At 73.5% G+C, this 25,708-nt stretch carries 21 protein-coding genes; 6 read left to right on the top strand and 15 right to left on the bottom strand.

Translation table 11 applies throughout. The annotated features are described in order from the left end of the window. Positions 1-15: 15 nt before the first annotated feature. From AB0I60_RS10645 to AB0I60_RS10600, 10 genes are all read right to left on the bottom strand, one after another. Positions 16-1,158, bottom strand: coding sequence for an N-acetylmuramoyl-L-alanine amidase (locus tag AB0I60_RS10645; RefSeq protein ID WP_360727589.1), 1,143 nt, complete (start codon positions 1,156-1,158; stop codon positions 16-18). A 171-nt stretch (positions 1,159-1,329) separates the two neighbouring features. Beyond that, positions 1,330-1,659, bottom strand: a complete 330-nt coding sequence (gene trxA / locus AB0I60_RS10640; protein WP_360727588.1) for a thioredoxin — start codon at positions 1,657-1,659, stop codon at positions 1,330-1,332. A gap of 27 nt (positions 1,660-1,686) precedes the next feature. After that, positions 1,687-2,679 carry a thioredoxin-disulfide reductase gene (gene trxB, locus AB0I60_RS10635; RefSeq protein WP_360727586.1) on the bottom strand — a complete coding sequence of 331 codons (993 nt, stop codon included), beginning with the start codon at positions 2,677-2,679 and terminating at the stop codon, positions 1,687-1,689. A 96-nt stretch (positions 2,680-2,775) separates the two neighbouring features. Continuing rightward, the gene (locus AB0I60_RS10630; protein WP_360727584.1) at positions 2,776-3,522 is read right to left on the bottom strand and encodes a hypothetical protein; all 747 of its coding nucleotides are present in this window, start codon (positions 3,520-3,522) and stop codon (positions 2,776-2,778) included. Next, positions 3,519-4,136, bottom strand: a complete 618-nt coding sequence (gene sigM, locus AB0I60_RS10625) for an RNA polymerase sigma factor SigM (RefSeq protein WP_360727582.1) — start codon at positions 4,134-4,136, stop codon at positions 3,519-3,521. Before sigM ends, AB0I60_RS10630 begins: the two co-directional genes overlap by 4 nt. Positions 4,137-4,174: 38 nt before the next feature. Then, a complete protein-coding gene (locus tag AB0I60_RS10620) occupies positions 4,175-4,390 on the bottom strand; it encodes a hypothetical protein (protein ID WP_360727580.1) in 216 nt (71 codons plus the stop codon). Positions 4,391-4,408: 18 nt separating this feature from the next. Then, positions 4,409-5,935, bottom strand: coding sequence for a protein kinase family protein (locus tag AB0I60_RS10615; RefSeq protein WP_360727578.1), 1,527 nt, complete (start codon positions 5,933-5,935; stop codon positions 4,409-4,411). A 37-nt stretch (positions 5,936-5,972) separates the two neighbouring features. Continuing rightward, the gene (murJ, locus tag AB0I60_RS10610; RefSeq protein ID WP_360727575.1) at positions 5,973-7,604 is read right to left on the bottom strand and encodes a murein biosynthesis integral membrane protein MurJ; all 1,632 of its coding nucleotides are present in this window, start codon (positions 7,602-7,604) and stop codon (positions 5,973-5,975) included. After that, the gene (locus AB0I60_RS10605; protein ID WP_360727572.1) at positions 7,601-9,856 is read right to left on the bottom strand and encodes a DUF6049 family protein; all 2,256 of its coding nucleotides are present in this window, start codon (positions 9,854-9,856) and stop codon (positions 7,601-7,603) included. Before AB0I60_RS10605 ends, murJ begins: the two co-directional genes overlap by 4 nt. A gap of 2 nt (positions 9,857-9,858) precedes the next feature. After that, positions 9,859-10,398 carry an NUDIX hydrolase gene (locus AB0I60_RS10600; RefSeq protein WP_360727569.1) on the bottom strand — a complete coding sequence of 180 codons (540 nt, stop codon included), beginning with the start codon at positions 10,396-10,398 and terminating at the stop codon, positions 9,859-9,861. Between the two features lie 141 nt (positions 10,399-10,539). Here AB0I60_RS10600 and AB0I60_RS10595 point away from each other — a divergent pair, with 141 nt between their 5' ends. Together AB0I60_RS10595 and AB0I60_RS10590 are read left to right on the top strand one after the other, a co-directional pair. Further along, positions 10,540-11,976 carry a CCA tRNA nucleotidyltransferase gene (locus tag AB0I60_RS10595; protein ID WP_360727566.1) on the top strand — a complete coding sequence of 479 codons (1,437 nt, stop codon included), beginning with the start codon at positions 10,540-10,542 and terminating at the stop codon, positions 11,974-11,976. 96 nt (positions 11,977-12,072) lie between these two features. Further along, positions 12,073-12,342: a LuxR C-terminal-related transcriptional regulator gene (locus tag AB0I60_RS10590; protein ID WP_360727563.1), complete on the top strand. Its 270-nt coding sequence runs from the start codon at positions 12,073-12,075 to the stop codon at positions 12,340-12,342. A 46-nt stretch (positions 12,343-12,388) separates the two neighbouring features. On the opposite strand, the gene AB0I60_RS10585 is transcribed toward AB0I60_RS10590, so the two are convergent. Further along, positions 12,389-13,681: an MFS transporter gene (locus tag AB0I60_RS10585; protein ID WP_360727560.1), complete on the bottom strand. Its 1,293-nt coding sequence runs from the start codon at positions 13,679-13,681 to the stop codon at positions 12,389-12,391. 243 nt (positions 13,682-13,924) lie between these two features. On the opposite strand from AB0I60_RS10585, the gene AB0I60_RS10580 reads away from it, so the two are divergent. After that, entirely contained in the window at positions 13,925-14,497 is a 573-nt protein-coding gene (locus AB0I60_RS10580; RefSeq protein WP_360727557.1) for a YqgE/AlgH family protein, read from the top strand. A 4-nt stretch (positions 14,498-14,501) separates the two neighbouring features. Here the strand turns inward: AB0I60_RS10580 and AB0I60_RS10575 are convergent, their stop codons facing one another. Next, positions 14,502-14,900: an SdpI family protein gene (locus AB0I60_RS10575; protein ID WP_360727554.1), complete on the bottom strand. Its 399-nt coding sequence runs from the start codon at positions 14,898-14,900 to the stop codon at positions 14,502-14,504. Positions 14,901-15,010: 110 nt separating this feature from the next. Here AB0I60_RS10575 and AB0I60_RS10570 point away from each other — a divergent pair, with 110 nt between their 5' ends. Continuing rightward, on the top strand, positions 15,011-16,123 hold the full coding sequence (locus tag AB0I60_RS10570; RefSeq protein ID WP_360727551.1) for an esterase-like activity of phytase family protein: 1,113 nt from the start codon (positions 15,011-15,013) through the stop codon (positions 16,121-16,123). A gap of 240 nt (positions 16,124-16,363) precedes the next feature. Then, positions 16,364-19,138, top strand: a complete 2,775-nt coding sequence (gene leuS, locus AB0I60_RS10565; RefSeq protein ID WP_360727548.1) for a leucine--tRNA ligase — start codon at positions 16,364-16,366, stop codon at positions 19,136-19,138. 51 nt (positions 19,139-19,189) lie between these two features. On the opposite strand, the gene AB0I60_RS10560 is transcribed toward leuS, so the two are convergent. Continuing rightward, positions 19,190-19,930, bottom strand: a complete 741-nt coding sequence (locus AB0I60_RS10560; RefSeq protein WP_360727546.1) for a TetR/AcrR family transcriptional regulator — start codon at positions 19,928-19,930, stop codon at positions 19,190-19,192. 124 nt (positions 19,931-20,054) lie between these two features. Between AB0I60_RS10560 and AB0I60_RS10555 the strand changes: the two genes are divergently transcribed. Then, positions 20,055-22,163 (top strand): MMPL family transporter, encoded by a 2,109-nt coding sequence (locus tag AB0I60_RS10555; RefSeq protein ID WP_360727543.1) that lies wholly within the window; start codon positions 20,055-20,057, stop codon positions 22,161-22,163. A gap of 34 nt (positions 22,164-22,197) precedes the next feature. Here AB0I60_RS10555 and AB0I60_RS10550 read toward each other — a convergent pair whose 3' ends face one another. Both AB0I60_RS10550 and AB0I60_RS10545 read right to left on the bottom strand, forming a co-directional pair. Then, positions 22,198-23,196, bottom strand: a complete 999-nt coding sequence (locus tag AB0I60_RS10550) for a PQQ-binding-like beta-propeller repeat protein (RefSeq protein ID WP_360727541.1) — start codon at positions 23,194-23,196, stop codon at positions 22,198-22,200. Between the two features lie 280 nt (positions 23,197-23,476). After that, on the bottom strand, positions 23,477-25,612 hold the full coding sequence (locus tag AB0I60_RS10545; protein ID WP_360727538.1) for a DUF2339 domain-containing protein: 2,136 nt from the start codon (positions 25,610-25,612) through the stop codon (positions 23,477-23,479). Positions 25,613-25,708: the final 96 nt, after the last annotated feature.

Genomic DNA, 25,708 nt, shown 5'->3' with positions numbered 1-25,708 from the left:
CGGCCGGTCGGGTGGTTACCTGGCCTGGCCGGTGGTCAGCTCGTGGCGCATCAGGTCGTCCAGGGTGAACGTGCCCGTGGGCTGGTCGTCCTTGCCCAGCAGGTACAGCCTCTTCACCGCCACCAGGACGCCCTCGGCCACCACGTCCCGGAACGACGGGTCGGCCAGGCGTGCGCGGTCGCCCCGGTTGGTCAGGTAGCCGACCTCCACGCGGACCGCCGTGCACCTGGTCATCCGGAGCATGTCCCACGTCTTCGGGTGCGTGCCGCAGTCCAGCATCCCGGTGCGGGCGACGATCTCGCGCTGGATGAAGCCCGCCAGGGCCTCGCCGACCGTGGACGACGTGCCGTTGCCGGTGCCGAAGTGGAAGCTCGCCACGCCCGACGCCAGCGCGGACGGGTTCGCGTCGCTGTGCAGGGACAGGATCAGGTCCGCGCCCGCCTCGTTGGCGAACTTCGCCCGCTGGCCCTCGTCCGGGCAGTTGTTCGGCCCCCGCGTGAGCAGGGCCTCCATGCCCGTCGCGGCCATCTTGCCCTCCAGCAGCCTGGCCAGGTCGAGCATCACGTCGGCCTCGGACACGCCGTCGACCACGACGCCCCGGTCCTGGCCGCCGTGGCCCGGGTCGATGATGATCCGCTTGCCGGACAGCCTCGGGCCGGCCCGGCGCACGCGCTCCTGCTCGCGCAGGAACACCGGGCGCCCGCCGCGCACCTTGGGCTGGAGCTGGCGCAGCGCGCGCACCGTGTCGGGGCCGCACATCCCGTCGACGATCAGGCCGTAGTCGCGCTGGAAGTTCCGCAGCGCCTGCTCGGTCTGCTGGCCGAACTCGCCGTTCGCGCGCCCGGCGTCGTAGCCCAGCTCCAGCAGGCGCTCCTGGAGCGCGAACACGTCGTCGCCGGTCACCGGCTGGGACATCAGGAACGCGAGCGGGCGGTCACCCAGGCGGAACGTGGCGTCGCGCAGCGCGCGGTACGTGGCCGGGCCGACGATGCCGTCGGTGATGAGACCCCGCTGCTGCTGGAACGCGCGCACGGCGTGCTCGACCGGGAGGTCGAACACCTGCGACGGCTGCGGATCGGACAGCAACCCGAGCCTGGTCAGCGTGGCCCTGACCTCGGCGACGTCCGGACCGAAATCCCCGCGGCGGAGTAGCGGCATGTACCCCTCAGTTCGCTCTGGCGCCGACGTCGGTCGACGCGCCGGTTGACGTCTCATTGTGCCTTGCCTGAACGGATGCCCCACGTTGGGCTACGAAGAGTGGTTACCCACACCAAAAAGCGCGACCCGTCCGTCATTCGTTCGACGGACGGGTCACGCTGCGAGGTGCACTCAGGCGAGGACGTCGGACAGGTCGTTGAGCAGCGCGGCCTTCGGCTTCGCACCCACGATCTGCTTCACCGGCTTGCCGCCCTGGAACAGGATCAGGGTCGGCACCGACATGATCTGGTAGTCCCGCGCGATCGACGGGTTGGCGTCGATGTCGAGCTTCGCCACGGTGATCTTCTCGGCGTGCTCGGCCGCGATCTCCTCCAGCACCGGGGCGACCATCTTGCACGGGCCGCACCAGGTCGCCCAGAAGTCGACCAGGACCGGCTTCTCGCTCTGGAGCACGTTCTCCAGGAACGTGTCCTTCGTCACCGGCACGGTGGCGCCTGCCATGTTGTTCTCCTCTGTCCGGGTGGGGATCTAGCTGGTGGTGGCGGGCTCGCCGTAGCCGCCGCCGACGTGCTCGGCGGCCAGGGCGGCCTCCGGGGAGCCGTGCTCGGCGAGCCAGCGCTCGGCGTCGATCGCGGCGGAGCAGCCCGAGCCGGCGGCGGTGATCGCCTGCCGGTAGGTGTGGTCGACCAGGTCGCCGGCGGCGAAGACGCCGGTGACGTTGGTGTACGTGGTCCGGTCCTGCACCTTCACGTACCCGGCGTCGTCCACGTCGACCTGGCCGCGCACCAGCTCGCTGCGCGGGTCGTGGCCGATGGCGACGAAGAAGCCGGTGAACGGGTGCTCGGAGACCTCGCCGGTCCGGGTGTCCCGGACCTTGACGCCCGACACCGCGCCCTGGCCGAGCACCTCGGTGACCTCGGCGTTGAGCAGCCACTTGATCTTCTCGTTGCTGCGGGCGCGCTCCAGCATGATCCGGGAGGACCGGAACTCCTCGCGGCGGTGGATGATCGTCACCGACCGGGCGAACCGGGTCAGGAAGGTCGCCTCCTCCATCGCCGAGTCGCCGCCGCCGACCACGGCGATGTCCTGGTCGCGGAAGAAGAAGCCGTCGCAGGTCGCGCACGCCGAGACGCCCCGCCCGAGCAGCTCCTGCTCACCGGGCACGTTCAGGTAGCGGGCCGCCGCGCCCATGGCCAGCACCACGGTCCTGGCCGCGTAGCGGGTGCCGTTGGCGGTGACGTACTTGACGTCGCCCTCCAGCTCCACCGACTCCACGTCCTCGGCGCGCAGCTCCGCGCCGAACCGCTTGGCCTGCTCCCTCATCTGCTCCATGAGGTCGGGGCCCATGATGCCGTCGCGGAAGCCGGGGTAGTTCTCGACTTCGGTCGTGGTCATCAGCGCGCCGCCGTACTGCGAGCCCTCGAACACCAGCGGTTCGAGCTGCGCGCGCGCCGCGTAGACCGCGGCGGTGTACCCGGCGGGCCCCGACCCCACGACGATCAGGTTCCGAACGTCCGACACCCTCGACCTCCGTTGATCGTGACAGGCTTGGCCTGCACTTGCCTTCAACGGATCGTAGGGTGCCGTGATTCCTTGCCTAGTGGGTGAGGTGCACTACTACGGCGTTATGTTGCTCTTGGCCAGCACGCCGTTCGGGTTGTCCGGGCCGCACGTCTCGGGGTCGAGCACGACGATCTGGAACGCGCCGGGCTTGCCGCCGGGCAGGATCGCCATGACCGCGTCCCGGCCGTCGAGGGTGATCGGGCTGACGCCCAGCGGCTTGCCGCCGACGACGTCCCCGCCCTTGAGGCAGCCGGCCAGCTTGTCCTGGTTCTCCAGCGGGCCGTAGTTCTGCGCCTTGAGCACGTCGCCGAACACCGGGCCGAAGTCGTTGCCCTTCACCGCGAGCGGCGCGGTGCCCGGTGCGGTGACCGGCGAGTTCGTCGGGGTCGGCAGCGCCACCTGGTCGCCGGGCGGGGCGGCGGTGTTGGCCTGGGTCGAGACCACCACGACACCCACCGCGACGGCGGCGGCGGCCAGCAGGCCGGCACCCCACCCGAGCTGCTTCTTGCGGCGCCGGGCGGCCAGGTCGACCACCGGGGCGACCGGCCGGGCCTCCTCGGCCAGGGCCGCGTCGATCCGGTCGGCCACGTTCCGGGGCATCGGGATCGGCGGCACGTCGCCCAGCCCCCGCAGGTCGTCGAGCGTCGCGTCCAGCGCGGCCAGGACGGCCTGCGCCTCGGGGTCGCCCGCCACCACCGACCGCAGCTCGGCCTCGCTGCGCGGGTCCAGGACCCCGGCGTGCAGGTCAGCCAGCAGGTCGACGGACCACGGCGGCCCGGAGCGCCGCGCATTGCCGGTCATCGTTCCTCCAACTGACGTCCTCGTTGCACCTGCACATCGGTGACTGGGACGTTCGCATCTGCACTCTGGTTCCGGAGGTGCCCCAGAACTTTGGCCAGCTTCGCCCGGCCCCGGGCGCACCTCGACTTCACGGTGCCCTCCGCGATGCCCAGGATCTGGGCCGTCTCCGCCACGGAGTACCCCTCCACGTCCACCAGCACGATCGGGGCGCGTTGCTCCTCCGGGAGCTCCGCCAGCGCCTCCTGCACGACCAGCCGGGTCTCCCGCTCCGCCATCGCGTCGCGCGGGGCCACCGGCTCGCCGGGCCCGGCCTCGGGCAGCGGCACGGTCGGCCGGGTCTGCCGCCGCCGCATCCGGTCCAGGCAGGCGTTCACCACGATCCGGTGCAGCCAGGTGGTGACCTGCGACTCGGCCCGGAAGCTCGCAGCGGCCCGGAAGGCGGAGATGAACGCCTCCTGGAGCGCGTCCGCCGCCTCCTCCGGGTCGCGCAGCGTGCGCAGCGCCACCGCCCACAACCGATCTCGGTGCCGTTTCACCAGCTCCGAGAACGCGTGCGGGTCGCCCGCGGCGTGGGCCGCGATGAGGTCTGCGTCCGAGCTGGCTGCGGCGGTCACGGGTCAGAGGGTATCGGCCCTCGTCGGTGTTGCTCCGATCACCCGTTCAGCGCACTGCCGGGGACGGCGGGTTCCGGGTCGGCGGCGCGGCGCAGCCGCTCCCGCCGGCGGGCCGCCGCCCACACCGCGACCGCCGCGCCGGCCAGGGCCAGCAGGGCGGCCTTGACCCACGCTGGCCCGTCCACCGCGAGCACGGACGCGGCGAGCAGGAGGGCGGCCAGCGGCAGGTGCGGGCCGGTGCGCTTCGGGGGCATCGGGGTTCCTCTCGCGGGCTACTGGGCCCGCGTGTAGACCAGCTCGGCGATCTCGGACCTGTTGTTGCGGCCCTCGCCGCCGAGCTTGGTGATCCACACCAGCACGTGCTGGGACGGGTCGTGCTCGTTCAGCTGGATCTGGGTCTGCCCCGACGACAGCGTGGCGACCGCGATCACCTTGGTCTCCTCCAGCGGGGCGCCGTCCGACGCGGCCACCCGGACCTCCACCACCGTGCCCTCGCTGGGCGAGGTCACCGTCACCGACGCGAGCTTCACCTGTTCGGCGAAGCTCGCCATCAGCCCGATCCCGGGCTTGAGCGACGGGAACGGCTGGAAGTAGTTCTCGGTCTGCCAGACCGTCGTCGGGTTGTTGTCGACCGCCCGGTCCGCGCGGTTCGCGTTGTCCGGCTGGTTGGTCACGTCGTAGACGCCGACGGACGCGGGCTGCACCGGCCCGGCCGGGGTGGGCGGCGGTGGCGGGGCCTGCTGCCCGGAGGCGACGGGCGTGGACTGGCCGATCACCACGGTCGGGCCGCCGCCCTTGGTCGGCGAGTCGCTGAAGAAGTTGACGATCTGGAAGCCCAGCCACACCACGACCGCCAGCGTGGCGATGGCCAGCACGGCGACGCTGATCATCAGCTTGCGCTTGTGGTCCTTGCCGCGCGGCGGGCGCTGGGTGGTCCACACCGCGCCGTCGTCGCCCGGGTCGGGCACGGGCGCGAGCAGCGCGGTCTGCGCCTCCGACTCGGAGATCTGGTCCAGCACCTGGAGGATCGCCGCTGACGTGCGGATGCCGCCCACGCTGGTGTCCTCCAGCGAGCGCACGGCCACCGACGACAGCTCGTGCGGCACGTACGGGTGCAGCGCGCTGGGCGGGACGACCGCCCCGTCCGGGCCGGTCGGGGCCACCGGCACGCCGTCCGGGCCGCCGGGCAGCGCCCACCGGCCGGTCAGCAGCAGGTACAGCACCGCGCCCAGGCCCTTGACGTCGTCCCGGGCGATCGCGTCCGGCCGGGGGCCGGGGAACGCCAGCCGCAGCCGGCCGTCCGAGGTGACCCGGATGCGCTGCGGGTGGTCCGCGCCCAGCACCAGGCCGGCGTGGTGCGCGCCCTCGATGGCCGCGCCCAGCGGCTCCAGCAGCTTGGTCGCGGCACCGGCGGGCAGCGGGCCCTCGGCGACCAGGTCCATCAGGTCGGTGCCCTGGGTCCACTCGGCCACGACGATGCCGAGGATGCCCTCGTCGAAGCGGATGCCGGTGCCGGGCGTCAGCACGTCGATCACCCGGGCGACACCGGGGTGGGTGAAGCTCGCCGCGTGCATCGCGCGCTCGACGGTCCGCTTCGCGCGGGCCAGCGCGGCGTGGTCCGCCGGGTTGCCCACCAGGACGGTCAGCGCGACGTCCCGGTTGAGCTGGCCGTCCCGCGCGCGCCACAGGTGGGCGTCGCACCGCCGGTCGACCCCCGACTGGGCGAGCAGCCGGTAGCGGCCGTCGCCGATCACCCCGCCGGGTACCAGCGAGGTGTTCTGGATCGGGCCGCTGCTCACGCGCCCGAGGGTACGGGAGTCGGCCGGAACGGCGCGGTCATCGCCGCCGCACCAGTCGGATGATCTTGTCCACCACCGGCTTCACCTCGGGTACCCGGAACACGGCCAGGAGCGCGAAGCTCGACGGCAGGCCCACGACCGTGAGCACCACCAGCTCCACGAACGCGGTGGCCACCGGACCTTCGGTTCCCAGCAGGCGGACGGCGAGCCACGCCGCGCCCGCCGCCACCGCGAAGCCGATGGCCGACGCCACCACGGTCAAGCAGATCGTCCACGCCGTGTACCCCGTGCGCAGCCGGCCCAACCGGATCCGCAGCCAGAGCTGGCCGACCAGGCAGCCGACGACGAAGCTCAGCGACATGGCGATCGACACGCCCACCGCGAGCTTCTCGTTGGGCGCGAACTCCAAGAAGGCGTAGAGCAGCACGACCCGGACCGCGACGATGATCCCCTGGATCAGGGTGGGCGTGCGCGCGTCCTTCAACGCGTAGAACACCCGCAGTTGCAGCAGCGTGATCGCGTAGGGCACCAGGCCGAACGCGGACAGCGCCAGCGCCATGCCCATGCGCTCGCCGCCGGCGAGGCCGGACTCGCCGTGCGAGAAGATCGCCAGCCCGATCGGCAGCCCCGCGACCGTCAGCAGCGCGCTGAACGGCATCAGCATGATCGAGGACATCCGGTTGCCGAACGACAGGTCGCCGACCAGGGCCGGGACGTCGTCCGACGCGGCGGCGCGCGACATCTTCGGCATCAGCGCGGTCAGCAGCGAGACGCCCAGCACGCCGTAGGGCACCTGCGCGACCAGCCACTGGTAGTTGTAGGCGGTCAGCGCGCCCACGGAGTTCAGCGCGACCCGGGTCAGCACCGCCATGCTGACGAAGCCGAGCGCCACGTACAGCAGCACCCAGAAGGCCAGCCCGCCGAACTCGGCCAGCCGCCGGTCCCAGCCCCAGCGCCAGCGCCAGCGGAAGCCGGTGCGCTTCATCGCGGGCAGCATCACCGCCGCCTGCACGCCCACGCCCAGCATCGTGCCCAGGCCCAGGATCAGCAGCTTCGGCTCGCCCATGCGCACCGGGTCGAGCGTGATCTCCCCCGGCACCAGCCAGTACACGACCAGGGTCAGGATCACCACGACGTTGTTGAGCACCGGCGCCCAGGTGGGCAGGCCGAACACGTGGCGGGTGTTGAGGATCGCGCCCAGCAGCGCGGACAGGCCGTAGAACACGATGCCCGGCAGCACCAGGTACGCGAACGCGGTGACCAGCGCCGGGTTGGCCTGGCTCGACGAGCCGGTGAACAGCGAGGTGAGCAGCGGCGCGCAGGCGACCGCGACCAGCGTGCCCACGCCCAGCAGGACGGCCGACATGGTGATCAGCCACTGCGCGTAGGACTCGCCGCCGTCGCCGTCCTCCTTCTCGGCGCGCACCAGCAGCGGGATCGCCACCGAGGTGAGCACGCCGCCGAGGAGCAGCTCGTTGATCATCGTCGGCAGCGTGGTCGCCGCCTGGTACGAGTCGTTGAGCATCCCGGCGCCGATGATGGTGATCAGCATCAGCTTGGACAGCAGGCCGGACGCCCGGCTGACGATCGTGGCGATGGCCATCGAGCCCGAGGCCCGTGCCACCGAGGGGGGCTTCGCCTGCTCGGTCACCGTGGGTGTTCCGCTCAACTCGTGCTCGACTTCTCCGGGGTGACGCCCGAGGCGTCGTGGGGCACCGCCGCCGCTGCCGCCCGCGAGGCCCGCGCCCGCCGGTAGATGCGCCGGGCGGACAGCAGGACCAGCAGGGCGCCGGCGAGGACGGTGATGACGATGGTGATCGTCCCGTACGCCGAGGAGGAGACCTCCAGCCGGGCCCGTTCACCGAGTTCCACGCCCTCGGGCGTGGTCAGCCGGATGTGCACCGGGAACTTGCCCGACCGCAGCACCTCCACCGGCACGGTGAGCTGCCGGTCGCCGCCGGCGGGCAGGAGCTGGTCGGGCAGCGGCGAGGTGACGATGCCGGGGGTCTCCTCGACCACGATCCGGACCGTGATCCGCACGTCCAGCCGGTTGCGGATGGTCACCGGGATCGGGCTGTCCCCGGACGCGAGCAGGATCGGGCTGTTCGGCTCGGTGACCGACACCTTGCCGCGCAGGCCGGAGAGCTGGTCGTCGGCGACGGCCAGCGCGTCGCGCGCGCCGCCCTCGTTGCCGCGCCACGCGCCCGACACCGACCGCAGCAGGCTCAGCCGCAGCGGCGCGACCAGCTCCTCGGGCCGGGTGGACTCGCGGTCCTGCTGGCTCATCGCCTTCGACAGCTCCGCGAGCTGCCGCCAGGACGAGGACACGTCGGCGGTCACCGCCGGCGGCACCTCCTGCGCGCCGGACTCGACCGGGTAGCTCAGCGCGGCGGTCTGCGCGGGCGTCGAGCCGATCAGCGACTGGAGCCCGACCGGGGTGGCGAAGCCGGACCCGACCAGCGACTTGGTGATCTGGAGGAACGTGTTGACCTCGCCGGTCGGCGCGTTCCACCGGCGCGGCGGGCTGATCACCACGTTCTGCCCGGCGGCCTGGAAGCCGGTCCGGTAGGCGAGTGCGGCGAGCGCGTTCTGCACCGACACCGGGCGGGTCTCGGTCGGCGTGGTGATGCCGCCCGCGACCGGCCGGGCCGTCGCCGGGCCGCGCAGCGCGTCGGACACCATGCCGTCGATCCGGACGGCGGTGACCGGCTTGCCGCCCGCGTCGAGGGTGACCGGGCCGCTGCCCGGCGTGCCCGCCACGGCGGACTGGTCGACCACGGCGGAGGTGACGCCCTGCTGGGCCAGGTCGGCGAGGGTCTGCTGGTCCAGCACGCCGTCCTCCGGCCACGCCAGGCCGGGCAGCGCCTGCACCTCCAGCACCGTGCGGACCTGCTCGGCGCCCTGGGTGGCCAGGGCGACCAGGTCGGTCAGCCGGGCGCGGGACAGCGCCACCAGGTCGGCGTCGGCGTCGGGCAGCGCGACCACGCACCGGCCGCCGGCCAGCAGCCGGAGCTGGGCGAGCCACAGCTCGGCCTCGTTGCGGCCCCGGCCCTCGCCCTGCCCCTGGACCTGGTAGCCCTTGCCCATGGCCTGGACGGTGCGCAGCAGGTCCGGGTCGACGGCCAGGCAGACCGCGCCGCCCAGCGGGCCCTCCAACGCCGACTCGTACGCCTTGAGCAGGCCGTACAGCCGGCCGCCGAGGGCCAGCGAGGACGCCAGCTCGTCGTCGGCGAGCACGGGTTCCAGCCCGCCGGACACCATCCGGGGGCGGTCGGCCAGCGGCCACAGCAGGGTGAGCTTCGCCGGGTCGGCCGGCGGCGGCAGCGCGTCGCCGCCCGGCACCGCGAGCACCGGCAGCAGCGTGCTCAGCGCGGCCAGCCGGGCGCGGTAGCCCCGGTCCAGGCTGCCGTTGATGTTGGCCAGCACCGGGTAGACGCCGGGCCGGTCGATGCGCAGCGAGGTGTTCTCCGGCCCGCGCACCGGCACGGTCAGGCTGAACGGCTTGCTCTGGCCCATTTTCAGCTCGTCCGCGATCCGGGTGAACCACGGCTGCACGGCCTCCGCGTCGGTCGGCTCGCGCAGCGCCTGCCGGATGTCCTCCTCGCTGGTCAGCGCTTCACCGCGCTCCAACCGGAGTTCCAGGTCGGAGATGTCGCGGTCGCCGACGTTGACGATCTTGCCGCTGATGGTGACCGAGGTCGTGGCGGCGGTGACCAGCCGGGGCGAGAGGTCCTCGATGTCGAGCCGCAGCAGCGGCTGGGCCGTGCTGCCGGGCTGGTGGGACGCCGGGCGGGTGGCCCACACCTGGGTGGCGGGCGCGGGCTTCACCGGCAGCCGCCCGCCGTCGGCCGGGGCCGCGAGCGCGGGTGTGCCGCCGACGAGCATCCCCGCCGCCGCGAGCGCGGACAGCAGCCGTTTCACGCCTACTCCGCTCCGTCCACGTTGGCGTCGGCCAGGTCGAGCCCGGCCGGGGCCGATTCGAGCAGCTCGACGGCGCGGCGCACCAGCCGCCGCTCGTCGGCGTAGGCGAGTCGCTCGTCCAGCTCGCCAAGGGGCACCCACGCCACCTCGGTGACCTCCACGTCTTCGTCGGAAAGCTCGCCGCCCAGCGCTTCGAGGAGGAAGTGGTGGACGGTCTTGTGCACCCGCCGGTCCTCGGCGACGAACCAGTAGTCGATCGAGCCGAGGGGGCGCAGCACCCTGCTATGAATACCGGTCTCCTCGGCGACCTCGCGCACCGCGGTCTGCTCCGCGGTCTCGCCGGCCTCGATGTGGCCTTTGGGCAGTGACCAGAGCAGCCTGCCACGCCGGTCCAGCCGCCCGATGATCGCGGCGGCCCGGTGGAGGTCGTCCAGCACGAGGCCGCCCGCCGAGGTCTCGTCCACCGTCTTCAGGCGGCGACCGCGACGTCGGTTCCGACGCCTCGGCTTGGGACCGCCGGAGCGACCGGACGAGTGGGGCATGGTCCTGATGGTAGTGGTGAGCAGCGATTACTGGGCGTGGCCGCCCTGTTGCGCCTGGTGATCCGCCGACCGGTGCGGCGGCGGTGGACCTTGGTCAACGCGTGGTGGTCGAGGTGCGCCTTACCAGTACGCTGGCTCTTCGTGTCCGAATCGAACGTGTCCACCGATGTGGTGGGACTGCTGAGCGCCTTCCCCGTGGCCGACGACCTGGCCGGCCGGTTCGCCGCTGCGGGCCACCGGCTGTACCTGGTCGGCGGCAGCGTGCGGGACGCCCTGCTGGGGCGGCTCTCCGGCGGGTTCGACCTGGACTTCACCACCGACGCCCGGCCGCCCGAGGTGCAGCGGCTGCTCGCCGGGTGGGCGGACGCGGTCTGGGACACCGGCATCGCGTTCGGCACCGTCGGCGCGACCAAGCTCGGCCGGACCGTGGAGATCACCACGTTCCGCGCGGACGCCTACGACGGCGTGACCCGCAACCCCGAGGTGACCTTCGGCGACACCGTCGAAGGCGACCTGCTGCGCCGCGACTTCACCGTCAACGCGATGGCGTTCGACCTGGTGGCGCGGGAGCTGGTGGACCCGACCGGCGGGCGGGCGGCGCTGGCCGCGAAGGTGCTGGACACGCCGGCGACGCCGCAGGAGTCGTTCTCCGACGACCCGCTGCGGATGCTGCGCGCCGCCCGGTTCGTCTCCCAGCTCGGTTTCACGCCCGCGCCCCGGGTGGTCGGGGCGATGACCGCGATGGCGGGCGAGCTGGCCCGGATCACGCCGGAGCGCGTGCAGGCGGAGCTGTCCAAGCTGCTGACCGGCGCGCACCCGCGCGCGGGGGTGGAGCTGGTGGTGTCCACCGGCCTGGCCGACGTGGTGCTGCCCGAGCTGCCCGCGATGAAGCTGGAGATCGACGAGCACCACCAGCACAAGGACGTGTTCCACCACTCGCTGGTCGTGCTCGACCAGGCGATCGACCTGGAGGACGGCCCGGAGCCCGACCTGGTGCTGCGGCTGGCCGCGCTGCTGCACGACATCGGCAAGCCGGACACCCGGCGGTTCGAGGCCGGCGGCGGCGTCTCGTTCCACCACCACGAGGTGGTCGGCGCGAAGATGGTCCGCAAGCGCTTGCGGGCGCTGCGGTACTCCAAGGAGGTCGTGGAGGACGTCGCCCAGCTCGTGTACCTCCACCTGCGGTTCCACGGCTACGGCTCGGGTGGGTGGACCGACTCGGCCGTGCGCCGGTACGTGACCGACGCCGACCACCTGCTGCCCCGGCTGCACAAGCTGGTCCGCGCCGACTGCACGACCCGGAACAAGCGCAAGGCCAACGCGCTCCAGCGGACCTACGACGAGCTGGAGCGCCGGATCGCCCGGATCGCCGCCGAGGAGGACCTGCGCCGGGTGCGGCCGGACCTGGACGGCAACGAGATCATGCGGCTGCTCGGCCTGCCGCCGGGCCCGCAGGTCGGGCGGGCGTGGAAGTTCCTCAAGGAGCTGCGGCTGGACCGGGGTCCGCTGGAGCACGACGAGGCGATCGCGGAGCTGTACGCGTGGGCGCGGTCGGAGGGGATCGAACCCCCCGCGTGACCGCCCGGCCGAATCACCCGCTTCCCGTTAGCCAAGTGACAGGCAGTTGCGGGACCATGACTGTGTGCGTCGGACGCACACTGGGGGTGGTTTCGGATGAACACGTGGGGACTGTCGACCGAGGGAGTCACCCGGGAGCAGGGGCTGGCCGCGCTCAGCGACCAGCAGCGGGCCGTGCTGCGGTGCCTGGCGCGCGGGCTGGCCGACCACGAGATCGCGCGCGTGCTGGCGGTGAGCCAGCGCCACGTGGGCCTGGTGGTCACCGAGATCCTGCGCGCGCTGAACCTGCGCGACCGGATGGCCGCCGTGGTCTTCGCGCACGAGACGGGCATCATCCGGCTGCCCGTGCCGGGCGGGCCGGCCTAGGCGGCGGCACCGGGGGCCGGCGGGGACGTGCCGCCGTGGCCGGGGGCTAACCCGCCCGGCGGTTCAGCGCCAGGTAGGCGACCGCGCCGACCAGGTAGGCGAGGGCCGCCACGACGACCAGCGCCGGCGAGCGGCCGTCCAGGGGGACGACGGCCGCCGCCGCCGAGATGGCGACCACCTGCGTGATGTTGAACAGCGTGTCGTAGAGGGCGAACACCCGGCCCCGGACCTCGTCGCCGACGTCGCCCTGCACGGCCGCGTCCACGCACAGCTTGACCACCTGGCCCGCGAAGGTCAGGAAGAACGACGCCGCCAGGATGGTCGGCAGCACCATCGGCAGGCCCAGGCCGAGCTGCGCCGACGCGGCCAGCGCGAGCGCGCCGCAGATCGCGCCCGTGCGCCCGAGCACGGCCACCAGCCGGTCGGTGACCAGGCCCGCGACCAGCAGGCCCGCGCCGCCGGCCAGGGCGACCTCGCCCAGGCCCGCCAGGCCCGCCCGCAGCGGGCCGAAGTCCTCCAGGCCGTTGCGCATCAGCAGCAGGGTGAGCAGCAGCGACGCCCCGAACGCGGCCCGGTGGGCGAGCAGGGCGGCCAGCGACGCGGTCACCGCCGGCGCGCGCCACGCGGCCCGCGCGCCGTCCAGCAGGCCCAGCGCCACCGCCGTCATCGTGCGGCTGGGCTCGTCCACCTCGTCCGGCCCCAGCGCGCCCCGGCGGAACCGGGCCGCCAGGAACGCCGCGACCAGCGGCCCGGCCACCGCGCACGCCGTGGTCCACGCGGACCCGCCGTCGCCCGCGCCGAACAGCTCGCGCAGGCCGACCGCGCACCCCGCGCCGAGCACGGTGGTCAGCGACCCGAGGGTGGTGACGAACGCGTTCGCCTCGACCAGGTGGTCCGGCCCGACCACGTGCGGCAGCGCCGCCGACAGGCCGGAGCCGACGAACCGGCTCACCCCCGTCACCAGCAGGGCCGCCGCGTAGAGCGGCACGCCGTCCAGGCCGAGGCCGACGGCACCCGCCGTGAGCACGATGAACACCGCGCGGGTGAGGTTGGCGACCAGCAGCACCCGGCGGCGGTCCCAGCGGTCCAGCAGAGCGCCGGCGAAGGGGCCGACCACCGAGTACGGGAGCAGCAGCACGGCGAACCCGGCGGCCACCGCCAGCGGGTCGGCCTGCCGCTCCGGGTTGAACAGGACGGCCCCGGCCAGGCCCGCCTGGAACACGCCGTCACCCCACTGCCCGGCCAACCGGGTGGCGAACAGCCGCCGGAAGTCGGCGGTCGCCAGGAGCCCGCGGGTACCGAGGTGGTGCTGCGCCGCTGTGGGGCCGGCTGTCGTCACCCGTCGAGCCTAGGCCCTGACCACCGCGAAGGCCGGACCCGTGACGGGTCCGGCCTCCTCGGGCCAGGCGCCCGGTCGCCTCTCGGCGGGTCGCGCTGCGCGGCTCCAGCCGGACGGTATTCCGCGGAGGCGGTTTGTGTTGGGCCCGGGGGACTCGATGGCGCCTGGCGGTCGGTACAACGACAACGGTAACCCGGATGTTCCGCTCCCGGTGTGACGTGCGCCGTCTGGGATCATGGGCCCGTGCGTGCTGATGCGGAAGTCCGACCGGGTTCCCTGCTGGTCGCGGCGACGGGCCTGACCGACTCGAACTTCCGCCGCACGGTGGTCTACGTCATCGACCACCGGGGGGAGGGCACCCTGGGCGTCGTGCTCAACCGGCCCAGCGAGGTCGCCGTGCACGACGTGCTGCCGGCGTGGGGCCCGCACGCGACCCGGCCGCAGGCCGTCTACATCGGCGGGCCGGTGCACCAGAAGACCGCGCTGTGCCTGGCCGCCCTGCGCACCGGCGAGGACCACCGGTCGATCGAGGGCGTGGTGAACGTGCACGGCCCGGTCGCGCTGATCGACCTCGACTCGGACCCGGACGCGCTGGCCGCGAGGGTGCGCGGGCTGCGGGTGTTCGCGGGCTACTCGGGGTGGAGCGAGGGCCAGTTGGCGGGTGAGATCGAGCGCGGCGATTGGATCGTCGTGCCCGGCCTGCCCGACGACGTGCTGACCCCGCCGAACGTCGACCTGTGGGGCCGGGTGCTGCGCCGCCAGGGGATGCCGACGGCGCTGCTGGCGACCTTCCCGACCGACGTGCGCCGCAACTAGCCGCTCAGGCGCGCTGGAGGACGCCGCACGCGCCGGCGCACGCGCAGCCGCCGCAGCCGGAGGTCTCGGGCTCGGGCAGCGCCTCGGCCGCGCGGTGGCCCAGCACGCCGGCCGCACCGGCGATCGCCAGCGAGCCGACCAGCCCGATCAGGCCCACGACCAGCGCGGTGGACGGGTTGACGGCCACCGCCGCCGCCGTGACCAGGGCGATCGCCCCCGCCACGACGGTGGGCACCGCCGCGACCCTGTTGGCCAGGGTGAACGCCTCTTCGTCACGCAGGGTGGCCTTGGTGCGCACCCCGAAGAACCGGTTGCGCCGGAGCCGACCGCGCATCCCGAGGACGCCGACGACCCCTAGAGCGCCACCGACCAGCCCCAGCACGACAAGCAGCACGATGTTCACACCGTCGAGGGTAGGCGCGGGCGTCGGCCGGGAACGCACCAGGTCCGCCGAACGTGGTCACCCGTCTGAGCGCTACCGCGCGCACCACCACCCCGGCAGGCTCGGGACCCATGAGATCTCGATCTTGGGTGGTCGGCGCGGCGCTCGTCGCCGCCGCGCTCGTCCCCGGCCTCACCCCCGGCCTCGCCGCCGCCGCGCCGGCCGCCGCCGCGCCCCAGGCCCGCTACCTCGGCTTCGCCACCCTGCCCCACAAGCTCGCCTTCCAGGGCACGACGGTCGGCGGGCTGTCCGGCATCGACCGCGATCCGCGCACCGGCGAGTACGTCCTGATCAGCGACGACCGCTCGAACACCAACCCGGTGCGCACCTACACCGCGCGGCTGGACGTGGACGGGACCGGCGTGCGCGGCGTCGCGCTCACCGGCACCACGCCGCTGCGCCGGGCGGACGGCAGCACCTACCCGCCCAACGCCGTGGACCCCGAGGACGTCCGGGTCGACCCGCTGACCGGCGACTACTGGTGGGCACAGGAGGGCAACCGGGCCGCGACGCCGGTCCAGCCGTCGATCGAGCGCTCCACCCGCGCCGGTGCGCACCGGTCCACCCTCCCGCTGCCCGCGAACTACGCGATCACCCCGGACGCCGGACCGCGCGGCAACCGCGCGCTGGAAGCGCTCACGTTCGACGCCGCCGGCGCGCTGGTGACCTCGATCGTGGAGGGCCCGCTGCTGGAGGACGGCGAGGAGTCCACCGTCGACCGGGGCTCCCTGACCCGGATCACCGTGCAGACCCGGTTCGGGCACGTGCTGTCCCAGCACGTCTACCCGCTGGAGCCGCTGTTCGCCGCACCCGAGCCCGGCCCGTGGGGCCCGGACACCGGGGTGCCCGCGATCCTGAGCGACCCGGCGCACCCCGGCCGCTACCTGGCCCTGGAGCGCAGTTGGGTGCCCGGCGCGGACTACAAGGTGCGGCTCTACCGGATCGACCTGTGGGGCTCGACCGACGTGAAGGGCGTGCCGAGCCTGCGGGACGCGGGCGCGCGGCCGGTGCGCAAGGAGCTGGTCGCCGACCTGGACGACTTCCCGCTGCCGCTGATCGACAACGTCGAGGGGCTGGCCTGGGGCCCGCGCCTGCCGTCCGGCGAGCGCACGCTCGTGCTGGTCAGCGACGACAACTTCGCCGCCGAGGAGGTCACCCGCTTCATCGCGCTGGCGATCCGCTGACCACCGCTCCCCGGCCCGGCCGCTGCCGGGCCGGGGAGCGGTGCGGCGGTGGTCGGGCCCGGGGTGTCCGGTGGGGCGTGGTTGCGCTCCGCTGCTACCGTTGACGTCATGAGCACGGCCCGCCTGCTCCTTAGCTAGCCGCGCAGACCTCCAGAAGGTCGGCGCGGCAACCCCTCATGCCTGTCCTGGGCTGGGGGGTTTCGTCATGTCAGGGGCCGGCAACCGAAGGGAAGACCCGAGATGAGCACCGACGCGGCCGAGACGCCCGCCTTCCGCTACACCGCCGCCGTGGCCGGCGAGATCGAGCGGCGCTGGCAACGGGAGTGGGAGGAGCGCGGGACCTACCACGCGCCCAACCCGGTCGGTCCGCTCCGGGGCGAGGTGCCGGCCGACAAGCTGTTCGTGCAGGACATGTTCCCCTACCCGTCCGGTTCGGGCCTGCACGTCGGGCACCCGCTGGGGTTCATCGGCACCGACGTGTTCGCCCGGTACCACCGGATGAACGGCCGCAACGTGCTGCACACCATGGGCTTCGACGCGTTCGGCCTGCCCGCCGAGCAGTACGCCGTGCAGACCGGGCAGCACCCGCGCGCGACCACCGAGGCCAACATCCGGACCTACCTGCGGCAGATCCGCCGGGTCGGCCTGGGCCACGACGAGCGCCGCCGGATCTCCACGATCGACCCGGGCTACTACCGGTGGACCCAGTGGATCTTCCTGCAGATCTTCAACTCCTGGTTCGACGAGGAGGTGAAGAGGGCCCGCCCGATCGCCGAGCTGGAGGCGCAGTTCGCGGACGGCACCCGGGCCACGCCGGACGGGCGGCCGTGGGCGGAGCTGACCGGCGCGCAGCGGGAGAAGGTGCTGGGCGGCTACCGGCTGGCCTACCTGTCCGAGGCCCCGGTGAACTGGTGCCCCGGCCTGGGCACGGTGCTGGCCAACGAGGAGGTCACCGCCGACGGCCGCAGCGAGCGCGGCGACTTCCCGGTGTTCCGGCGCTCGCTGCGCCAGTGGATGATGCGGATCACCGCCTACGCCGACCGCCTGGTCGACGACCTGGACCGGCTGGAGTGGCCGGAGAAGGTCAAGTCGATGCAGCGCAACTGGATCGGCCGCTCGCACGGCGCGCGGGTGCGGTTCGCGGTCGGCGGGCACGACGTCGAGGTGTTCACCACCCGGCCGGACACGCTGTTCGGCGCCACCTACGTGGTGCTGGCCCCCGAGCACCCGCTGGTGGACGAGATCACCACCCCCGACCGGGCCGGCGCGATCGCCGAGTACCGGCGCTCGGTGGCCCGCAAGTCCGACCTGGACCGCCAGGAGAACAAGGAGAAGACCGGCGTCTTCACCGGCGCGCACGCCGTCAACCCGGCCACCGGCGCGGAGATCCCGGTCTACGTCGCCGACTACGTGCTGATGGGCTACGGCACCGGGGCGATCATGGCGGTGCCCGGCCAGGACCAGCGCGACTGGGACTTCGCCACGGCGTTCGGCCTGCCGGTCGTGCGGACCGTGCAGCCGCCGGAGGGCTTCGACGGCGAGGCGTACACCGGCACCGGTCCGGCGGTGAACAGCGGTTTCCTGGACGGCCTGGACGTCGCCGAGGCCAAGAAGACGATCATCGCCTGGCTGGAGGAGCACGGCCGGGGCGAGGGCACCGTCCAGTTCAAGCTGCGCGACTGGCTGTTCTCCCGCCAGCGGTACTGGGGCGAGCCGTTCCCGATCGTCTACGACGAGGCCGGCACGCCGGTCGCGGTGCCCGAGTCGATGCTGCCGATCGAGCTGCCCGACGTGGACGACTACTCGCCCCGCACGTTCGACCCGGAGGACGCGGACTCGGAGCCGTCGCCGCCGCTGTCCCGCGCGGGCGAGTGGGTGGAGGTCGAGCTGGACCTGGGCGACGGGCCGAAGAAGTACCGCCGCGAGACCAACACCATGCCCAACTGGGCGGGGTCCTGCTGGTACCAGATGCGGTACGTGGACCCGACGGAGACCGAGCGGTTCGTCAACGCCGAGAACGAGCGCTACTGGCTGGGCCCGCGCACCGCCGAGCACGGCGCGGACGACCCGGGCGGCGTCGACCTGTACATCGGCGGCGTGGAGCACGCGGTGCTGCACCTGCTGTACTCCCGGTTCTGGCAGAAGGTGCTGTTCGACCTGGGCCACGTGTCCGGTGACGAGCCGTACCGGCGGCTGTTCAACCAGGGCTACATCGAGGCGTACGCCTACCGCGACGACCGGGGCGCGCTGGTCGAGGCCGCGCGCGTCGAGGAGCGGGACGGCCGGTTCTTCTTCGAGGGCGCCGAGGTCAGGCGCGAGTACGGCAAGATGGGCAAGAGCCTGAAGAACGCCGTGACGCCGGACGAGATGTGCGACCAGTACGGCGCGGACACGTTCCGGCTGTACGAGATGTCCATGGGCCCGATGGACGTGTCCCGCCCGTGGGCGACGAAGGACGTCGTGGGTGCCCAGCGGTTCCTGCAACGGCTGTGGCGCAACCTGGTCGACGAGGAGACCGGCGCGCTGCGGGTCACCGACGAGCAGCCGGCCGAGGACGCGCTGCGGTTGCTGCACAAGACGATCGCGGGCGTGCACGACGACTACGCGAACCTGCGCTACAACACGGCGGGCGCGAAGCTGATCGAGCTGAACAACTACGTCACCAAGCACTTCGCGGGCGGTGCGCCGCGCGCGGTGGCCGAGCCGCTGGTGCTGCTGCTGGCACCGCTGTGCCCGCACGTGGCCGAGGAGCTGTGGGCGAAGCTGGGCCACACCGGGTCGCTGGCGCACGGGCCGTTCCCGCGCGCCGAGGACCGGTACCTGGTGGAGGACACCGTCGAGTACCCGATCCAGGTCAACGGCAAGGTGAAGGCCCGGGTCGTGGTGCCCGCGTCGGCGTCGCAGGACGAGGTGCGGGCGGCGGCGCTGGGCGACCCGAAGGTGGCCGAGCTGCTCAGCGGCGAGCCGCGCAAGGTGATCGTCGTGCCGGGCCGGCTGGTGAACGTGGTGCTGTGACGGCACCTCGCGGCGCGGCCCGCCGTCCACTCCGGACGGCGGGCCGCGCGGCTAGTCGTCGGTGAACCCCATCTCGCCGATGATCTGCGCCAGCATCGAGTCGAACATCGGCTCCGGGTTGGTGACCGCGAACGGGAAGCGGCCGAACACCTCCAGCGCCACGTGCCCGTAGAGCCGGACCCAGGACTGCGTGATGTGGTAGACCGCGCTGAGCGGCAGCTCCCCGGCGTCGACCGGGACGCCGCGCGCGTTCACCGCCCCGATCAGCACCTGCTGGAAGACCGCGAGGTCCTCGTGCAGGGACCCGGGCACGTCGTCGCCGTGGTCGTGGTGGGCGGAGTGGCTCGCGATCAGCCGCCCGGCGACCTCCAGGAAGACCCGGCCGAACTGGTCGCCGACCTGGTGGCGGTCGTCCGGGCCGCACGCGCCGAGCGCGGTCTCGGTGGACGCGAAGACCAGCGCGAACTCCTGGGGGTGCGCCAGGGCCCAGCGGCGGAAGCCCCGGCACACCGCGTACACCTGCCCGGTGACGTCGTCCTCGGGCACGCGGCCCAGGCCGGCGTCCAGCTCGGTGGCCAGGTCGGCGCAGATGTCGTCGGCGAGGTGGTGCAGCAGGTCCTCGCGCGAGTCGTAGTACCGGTAGAGCGCGGGCGCGGTGATGCCCAGTTCGCGGGCGATCGCGCGGAGGGTGACGGCATCCCGGCCGTGTGCCACGAGCAGGGCACGCGCCTGGCGGCGAATGTCACGCTCCGTTTCGGCCCGCAGCCGTTCGCGGCGAGTGGCCTCGGTCATATGTCACCCCATCGGGTTGTACCCGGTGTCCACCGGTTGTACGGTCGGCCGCAGACTTCAGTGAACGGTGTTTACATAGTTGACGCCATTCACGCCACCGTAACCCATCAGCCTGGGAGGACGCGTGTTCGCAAAGTGGGGATCACTGGCCTACCGCCGGCGGTGGGTGGTGCTCATTGCGACGGTGGTGCTGGCGGTGGCCGGTGGGGCGTGGGGGCTCGGCGTCTTCGACAAGCTCAGCCAGGGCGGCTACGACGCCCCTTCCAGCGAGTCGGCGCGGGCCAACCAGGTGGCGCAGGACGCGTTCGGACGCCAGGGCGGTGACGTGGTCGTCGTCTACGACACCGTGGACGAGGCGCAGCTCGGCCGGATCGCCGCGCAGCTCGCCACGCTGCCGCAGGACGCCGTGCTCCAGGTGCAGCCGCCGTTCCCCTCCCCCGCCGCCGGCAAGTCGCTGGTGGCGATCACGTTGCGCGGCACCGACTCCAACACGCACGTCAAGCAGTACGAGCAGATCGCCGACCGGCTGGCCGTCGACGGGGTGGCGAAGCAGGTCGGCGGGCTGGTGCCGACCCAGAAGGCCATCAACGACATGTCGTCGTCGGACCTGACCAAGGCCGAGGCCGTGTCGCTGCCCATCGTGCTGGTGCTGCTGGTGATCATCTTCGGCGGCCTGGTCGCCGCGTCGCTGCCGGTCGCGGTCGGCGGCCTGTCGATCATGGCCTCGCTGGGCGTGCTGCACGCGGTGTCGCTGGGCGCGGAGGTGAACTCGTTCGCCGTCAACGTCGCCAGCCTGCTGGGCCTCGGCATGGCGATCGACTACGGGTTGTTCATGGTCGGCCGGTTCCGCGAGGAGCTGGCCGCCGGGCGCAGCACCGAGGACGCCGTCAAGCGGACCGTGATGTCCGCCGGCCGCACGGTCGTGTTCTCGGCCACGCTGCTGGTGATCGCGCTGTCCGGGCTGCTGCTGTTCCCGCACGGGTTCCTCAAGTCGCTCAGCTACGGCGGCATGTCGGCGGTCGCCATCGCCGCGGCCGTGTCGCTCACCCTGCTGCCCGCGCTGCTCGGCATCCTCGGCCCCCGCGTGGACAAGCTCGCCATGCCGTGGCGCAAGGGGAAGACTCCGTCCGAGCGGGGCTGGCGGCGGCTGGCCGGCCGGGTCATGAAGCGGCCCGTGCTGTTCGCGCTGCCCATCGTCGGCGTCCTGGTGGCGCTCGGGGCGCCGTTCCTCGGCGTGCAGTTCGGCGAGGTCACCGAGAAGGTCCTGCCCGAGGGCAACCCCGCCCGGGTCGCCGCCGAGACGATCAGCCGCGACTTCGGCGGCGTCGCCTCCGGCGGGATGAAGGTGGTCCTCACCGGCGACCCGGCGCAGGCCGACGTCCAGGCGTTCCTCGCCCGGGTCGGGGACGTGCCCGGCGTCGGCGAGGTCCGGATCGCGGCCGAGCCGAAGGACGGCGTGTGGCTGCTCAACGCCGGGCTGGAGCACGACCAGCTCTCCGACGAGTCGAAGCAGGCGCTGCGCGACGTCCGCGCGCTGGCCGCGCCCGGCTCGGGCGAGGTGCTGGTCGGCGGCAGCACCGCGATGGTCGCCGACAGCCTCGACGCCATCAAGGACAAGCTGCCCTGGATGGTGCTGCTGCTGGTCGGCGCGACCTTCGTGCTGATGTTCCTCGCGTTCGGCTCGGTGCTGCTGCCGATCAAGGCGGTCGTGGTGTCGGCGCTGTCGCTGTCGGCCACGTTCGGCGTGCTGGTCTGGGTGTTCCAGGAGGGCCACGGCGCCTCGCTGCTCGGCGTCACGCCCGCGCCGCTGGAGTCCGGGATCGTCGTGCTGATGGCCGCCATGGTGTTCGGCCTGTCCACCGACTACGAGGTCTTCCTGCTCTCGCGCATGGTCGAGGCGCGCGGGCGCGGCGCGTCCACCGAGGAGGCGGTGACGGCGGGCCTGGCCAAGACCGGGCGGGTGATCACCGCCGCCGCGCTGCTGCTGATCGTGGTCACCGGGGCGTTCGCGTTCTCGCAGATCACGATGATGAGGTTCGTCGGCGTCGGCATGATCCTCGCCCTGGCGCTGGACGCCACCGTGGTGCGGATGCTGCTGGTGCCGGCCGTGCTGAAGCTGCTCGGCGACGCCGCCTGGTGGGCACCGGGCCCGCTGCGGCGCATCCAGGAGCGGTTGGCGATCCACGAGGACGCGCCGCCCGTCGAGGAGGAGAAGGTGCCCGCCCGGGTCTAGGCACCCGGGCGCGGCCCGTCCCGGCCGGACCGGGTCAGTCGGCGACGGGCTGGAACGCGACGGTCGTGGCCTCGAAGCCGCGGCCGTCGCTGTTGAGGCCGGTGAGGTGGAAGGTGGCCAGCACCGAGTCGTCCGCGCTGTCGAGCAGGGTCGTGGTCTTGCCGCAGGCCAGGAAGACCCGGCGGTCGCCGGGCGGGATGGCCAGGCTCTTCGCGGCCAGGTCGAGCGTGCTCGTCGTGCCGGTGGCGGTGTCGACCACGGCCACGGCCCCGTCCAGCGCCACGTACACCCGCCGCCCGTCCGGCGTCACCGCCACGCTGCCCGCGCCCTTGCCGACCGGCATGGACCACACGGCCCTGCGGGTCTTCGCGTCGATCGCGGTGATCGCGCCCGGCTTGTCGCCCAGGTGCAGCGAGCTGACGTAGACCAGGCCGCCGTCCGGCGAGACCGCGACCTGCTGCGGCAGCCCGCCGACCTCGACGGTGGTGATCACGGTGGCGGACTTGGTGTCCAGGACGCTGACCGTGCCGTCCTGCGCGTTGGCCACGTACAGCTCCTCGCCGTCCGGGCTGACCGCGACCCCCTGCGGCTGGCGGCCCACCCGCGCGGTCGCCACCACCCGGAACGGCTCCAGCTCGACCACCGCCACCAGGCCGCTGCCGGTCACGTAGAGGCGCTTGCCGCCCGGCTGGAGCACGGCCTGGGCGAGCTGCGCGCCCGTGTCGATGCGGCCCACCACGCCGGCCCCGGGCTCGACGGCGGTGATGTCGCCCGCCCAGCCGTTGACCACGTACACCCGGCGGCCGTCCGCCGACACCGCCGCGCCCGTCGTCCACGCGCCCGTGTCGTCGCGCGAGAGCACCCCGCCGGTCCGCGTGTCCAGCACCTGCACCTGGCCGTTGCGGGCGATCACGTACGCCCGCGCGGCCTGCGCGCCGGCCACCGGGACGACGGCGGGCGCGGGGATCTGGGAGGCGAGGGCACAGCAGACGAGCAGCGCCGCGATACCGAGGACTGCTCGTCTGGTGGCCATGTCCACATCGGAACACCGGTCGACGGGACCGGCGAGCGTGGTGCCACGGACGAGTGGCCAATCCGCCAGAACGGGTGACGAGTGCGGCAGTTCCCGTCGTCTGCCGCCCGCGACGGCGGGGCGGGCGGCAGCGCGCCAAGTGCGTCCGGCGCCGGTCGCTCGGGGGGCGAAACGACCGACGCCGGACCCCTGCCGGTGCGCTGCACCGGTGGCCTGTTCCCCCGACGACGTAGAACTACCACCAGGTTGACGCAAGGTGGGGCGTTTTGGATCCCGAGAGCTACGAATTCGCCGAAATTCGTCGCGTTGCCACCAGCTCGGCGTAACGGGTACCCGCCGTCAGGAGGACGAGGCCCGCACCGGTGAAGGCCAGCACCCGCGCGATCCCGTCGAGCGCGGACAGGTCGAACAGCAGCAGCTTGGCCACCGCCGCACCCACCAGGACCAGGCCCGCGACCCGCAGCGACCGCACGTCCACGCCGCGCACCAGCAGCACCAGCGCGGCGACCGCCCACGACACGGTGACCACCGAGTGGCCGAACACGAAGCCGGTGGCGGTCTGCGACACCGCGAGCGCGCCGCACAGCACCACGCCCGCCGCCGCGTACAGCACCACCAGGCCGATCCCCACCCACGGCAGGGGCGCGCGCTTGAGCACGTCCAGCCGCACCGCCGCCCACGGCAGCACGACCGCGAGCACCAGCAGCACCAGTGCGGTGAGCAGGCCGGTGACCAGCCGGCCGGTGTCGACCCGGTCCGCCTGCTGGACGAGCAGCAGCCTGGGCGGCACCACGTGCGCCGAGGTCAGCACCAGGCCGACGCCGCCGAACAGCGCCGCGCCGAGCAGCGAGCCGCGCGAGCGCAGCCGGGCGGCCAGGACCGCCAGCACCAGCGCCTCCCCGAGCACGACGACCGCGCGGGGGCTCGCGTCGAGCGCCACCGTGGTGGTGACGAACAGCGCGAACACCCCGACGCCCGCGACACCGGCGGCGAACTGCGCGGGCAGCGCCCGGCGGCCGACCACCCACAGGGCGAGCACCAGCGCGGCGACCACCCCGGCCAGGCCCGTCGCCCAGGCGCGGTCGAGCACGGCGGTGGTGAGCAGCGCGGGCATCGGCGACCCGATCAGCAGGCCCAGCGCGGTCCGGTCGTCCGGGCGGACCCGGGCGGTCAGCACCGCCGCCGCCACGCCGACCACCGCCGTGGCCAGCGCGATCCCGGCCAGGACTGCTTGGTCCTCGGTGCGGGCGACGGCGAGCACGGTGGCCAACAGCGGCGGGACACCCGCCGCGACGGCCAGCGCCGGCCAGTTCCGCTTGAGGTGCACGGGGGTCGCGGCCATCTTCAGCACCAGCAGGAACGCCACGAGCAGCGGGGTGAACCCGGAGGTCAGGATCGGCGCGCACACCGCGCCCGCGCCGACGACGCCGACGACGAACGCGACCGAGCCCCAGCGCGTGGCCAGCAGCAGGCCGCCGGCCGCGACGGCGAGCCCGGCCACCAGGCCGACCCCCTCGGGCAGGTAGCCGTAGAGGGAGGTGGCGGCGACGACGTCCAGGTACAGCACCGCGAAGCCGGTGGCGGCCACGGCGAACGCGCCGGTGCGCGCGGCCTCGGACCGGTGCAGCCGCAGGGCCGTCCCGATCAGCGCCGCGCCGAGCAGCGCGCCGCCGACCACCCGGGGCACCGGGCCGAGGTAGCCCCGCTGCACGGCGAGGACCAGCAGCATCACCACGCCGAGGAGGGTGACCGCGCCGCCGACCCAGGCCAGCAGCCGGCTGCCCGCGCCGGGCGTGCTGAGCCGGTCGAACAGCGTGGGGCGCGGTGGCTGCGGCGGACCGCCCCACGGCATCGGCGGCACGGCGGGCGGTGCGGCCTGCGGTGCGGCGGCGTGCGGGCCGGCGTACGGCGTGGCCTGCGGTGCGGCGGTGTGCGGCGCGGGCTGGGGCCAGGCCGGCTGCGGGTACGCGGGCTGGCCGTACCCGGACCCGGTCGCGCCGGGCCACTGCGGCGCGGGCGGGGCCATCACCGTGGGCGGCACCGGCGGGTGCACCGGGCCTGCCGAGGAGGGTGCCGGAACGGCAGCCGGGGCCGGACCGGCAGCCGGGGCCGGACCGGGTGTGGGTGTCGGGAACTGGCCGGGTGCCGACGCGGGTGCCGGGGCCGGGACGGGGGCCGGCGCGGCGGCCGGAGTACCGGCGGTGGTGGCTGCCTGCGTGGTGGCTGCCTGCGTGGTTGCGGGTGGCGGCGGGCTCGTCGGTGCGGCCGAGGGGGACGGGACCTGGGCGGCTTCGGGTGGCGCGGTGGTCGCCTGCGAGGTGCGGACGGCCCGCAGCTCCTCCCCCACCGCTTCCAGCCGGCGGCCGAGGATGCCGAGCTCGTCGGCCAGCTTCGTCAGGGGGTCCCGTCGGGTCATGCGACCAGGGTGGTCGGGATCGGCCGCGCCCGGATCCGTACCTCTACTCAGAGGCCAGTACCGAACAGGTCACGGCGGCTGAATCGAAACACTTGA

The sequence above is a fragment of the Actinosynnema sp. NPDC050436 genome, from assembly GCF_040655415.1.
Taxonomy (GTDB): domain Bacteria; phylum Actinomycetota; class Actinomycetes; order Mycobacteriales; family Pseudonocardiaceae; genus Actinosynnema.
Note: the sequence above shows the minus strand (reverse complement) of the source record. Positions and strands in the feature narration are given on the sequence as shown.

What these genes read in the sequence shown, in the direction of transcription:
- AB0I60_RS10550 (WP_360727541.1), bottom strand. Translation starts at nt 23,196, where the DNA reads ATGGCCACCAGACGAGCAGTCCTCGGTATCGCGGCGCTGCTCGTCTGC.
- AB0I60_RS10570 (WP_360727551.1), top strand. Translation starts at nt 15,011, where the DNA reads ATGAGATCTCGATCTTGGGTGGTCGGCGCGGCGCTCGTCGCCGCCGCG.
- AB0I60_RS10645 (WP_360727589.1), bottom strand. Translation starts at nt 1,158, where the DNA reads ATGCCGCTACTCCGCCGCGGGGATTTCGGTCCGGACGTCGCCGAGGTC.
- AB0I60_RS10545 (WP_360727538.1), bottom strand. Translation starts at nt 25,612, where the DNA reads ATGACCCGACGGGACCCCCTGACGAAGCTGGCCGACGAGCTCGGCATC.
- AB0I60_RS10600 (WP_360727569.1), bottom strand. Translation starts at nt 10,398, where the DNA reads ATGCCCCACTCGTCCGGTCGCTCCGGCGGTCCCAAGCCGAGGCGTCGG.
- leuS (WP_360727548.1), top strand. Translation starts at nt 16,364, where the DNA reads ATGAGCACCGACGCGGCCGAGACGCCCGCCTTCCGCTACACCGCCGCC.
- AB0I60_RS10560 (WP_360727546.1), bottom strand. Translation starts at nt 19,930, where the DNA reads ATGACCGAGGCCACTCGCCGCGAACGGCTGCGGGCCGAAACGGAGCGT.
- AB0I60_RS10590 (WP_360727563.1), top strand. Translation starts at nt 12,073, where the DNA reads ATGAACACGTGGGGACTGTCGACCGAGGGAGTCACCCGGGAGCAGGGG.
- AB0I60_RS10630 (WP_360727584.1), bottom strand. Translation starts at nt 3,522, where the DNA reads ATGACCGGCAATGCGCGGCGCTCCGGGCCGCCGTGGTCCGTCGACCTG.
- trxA (WP_360727588.1), bottom strand. Translation starts at nt 1,659, where the DNA reads ATGGCAGGCGCCACCGTGCCGGTGACGAAGGACACGTTCCTGGAGAAC.
- AB0I60_RS10620 (WP_360727580.1), bottom strand. Translation starts at nt 4,390, where the DNA reads ATGCCCCCGAAGCGCACCGGCCCGCACCTGCCGCTGGCCGCCCTCCTG.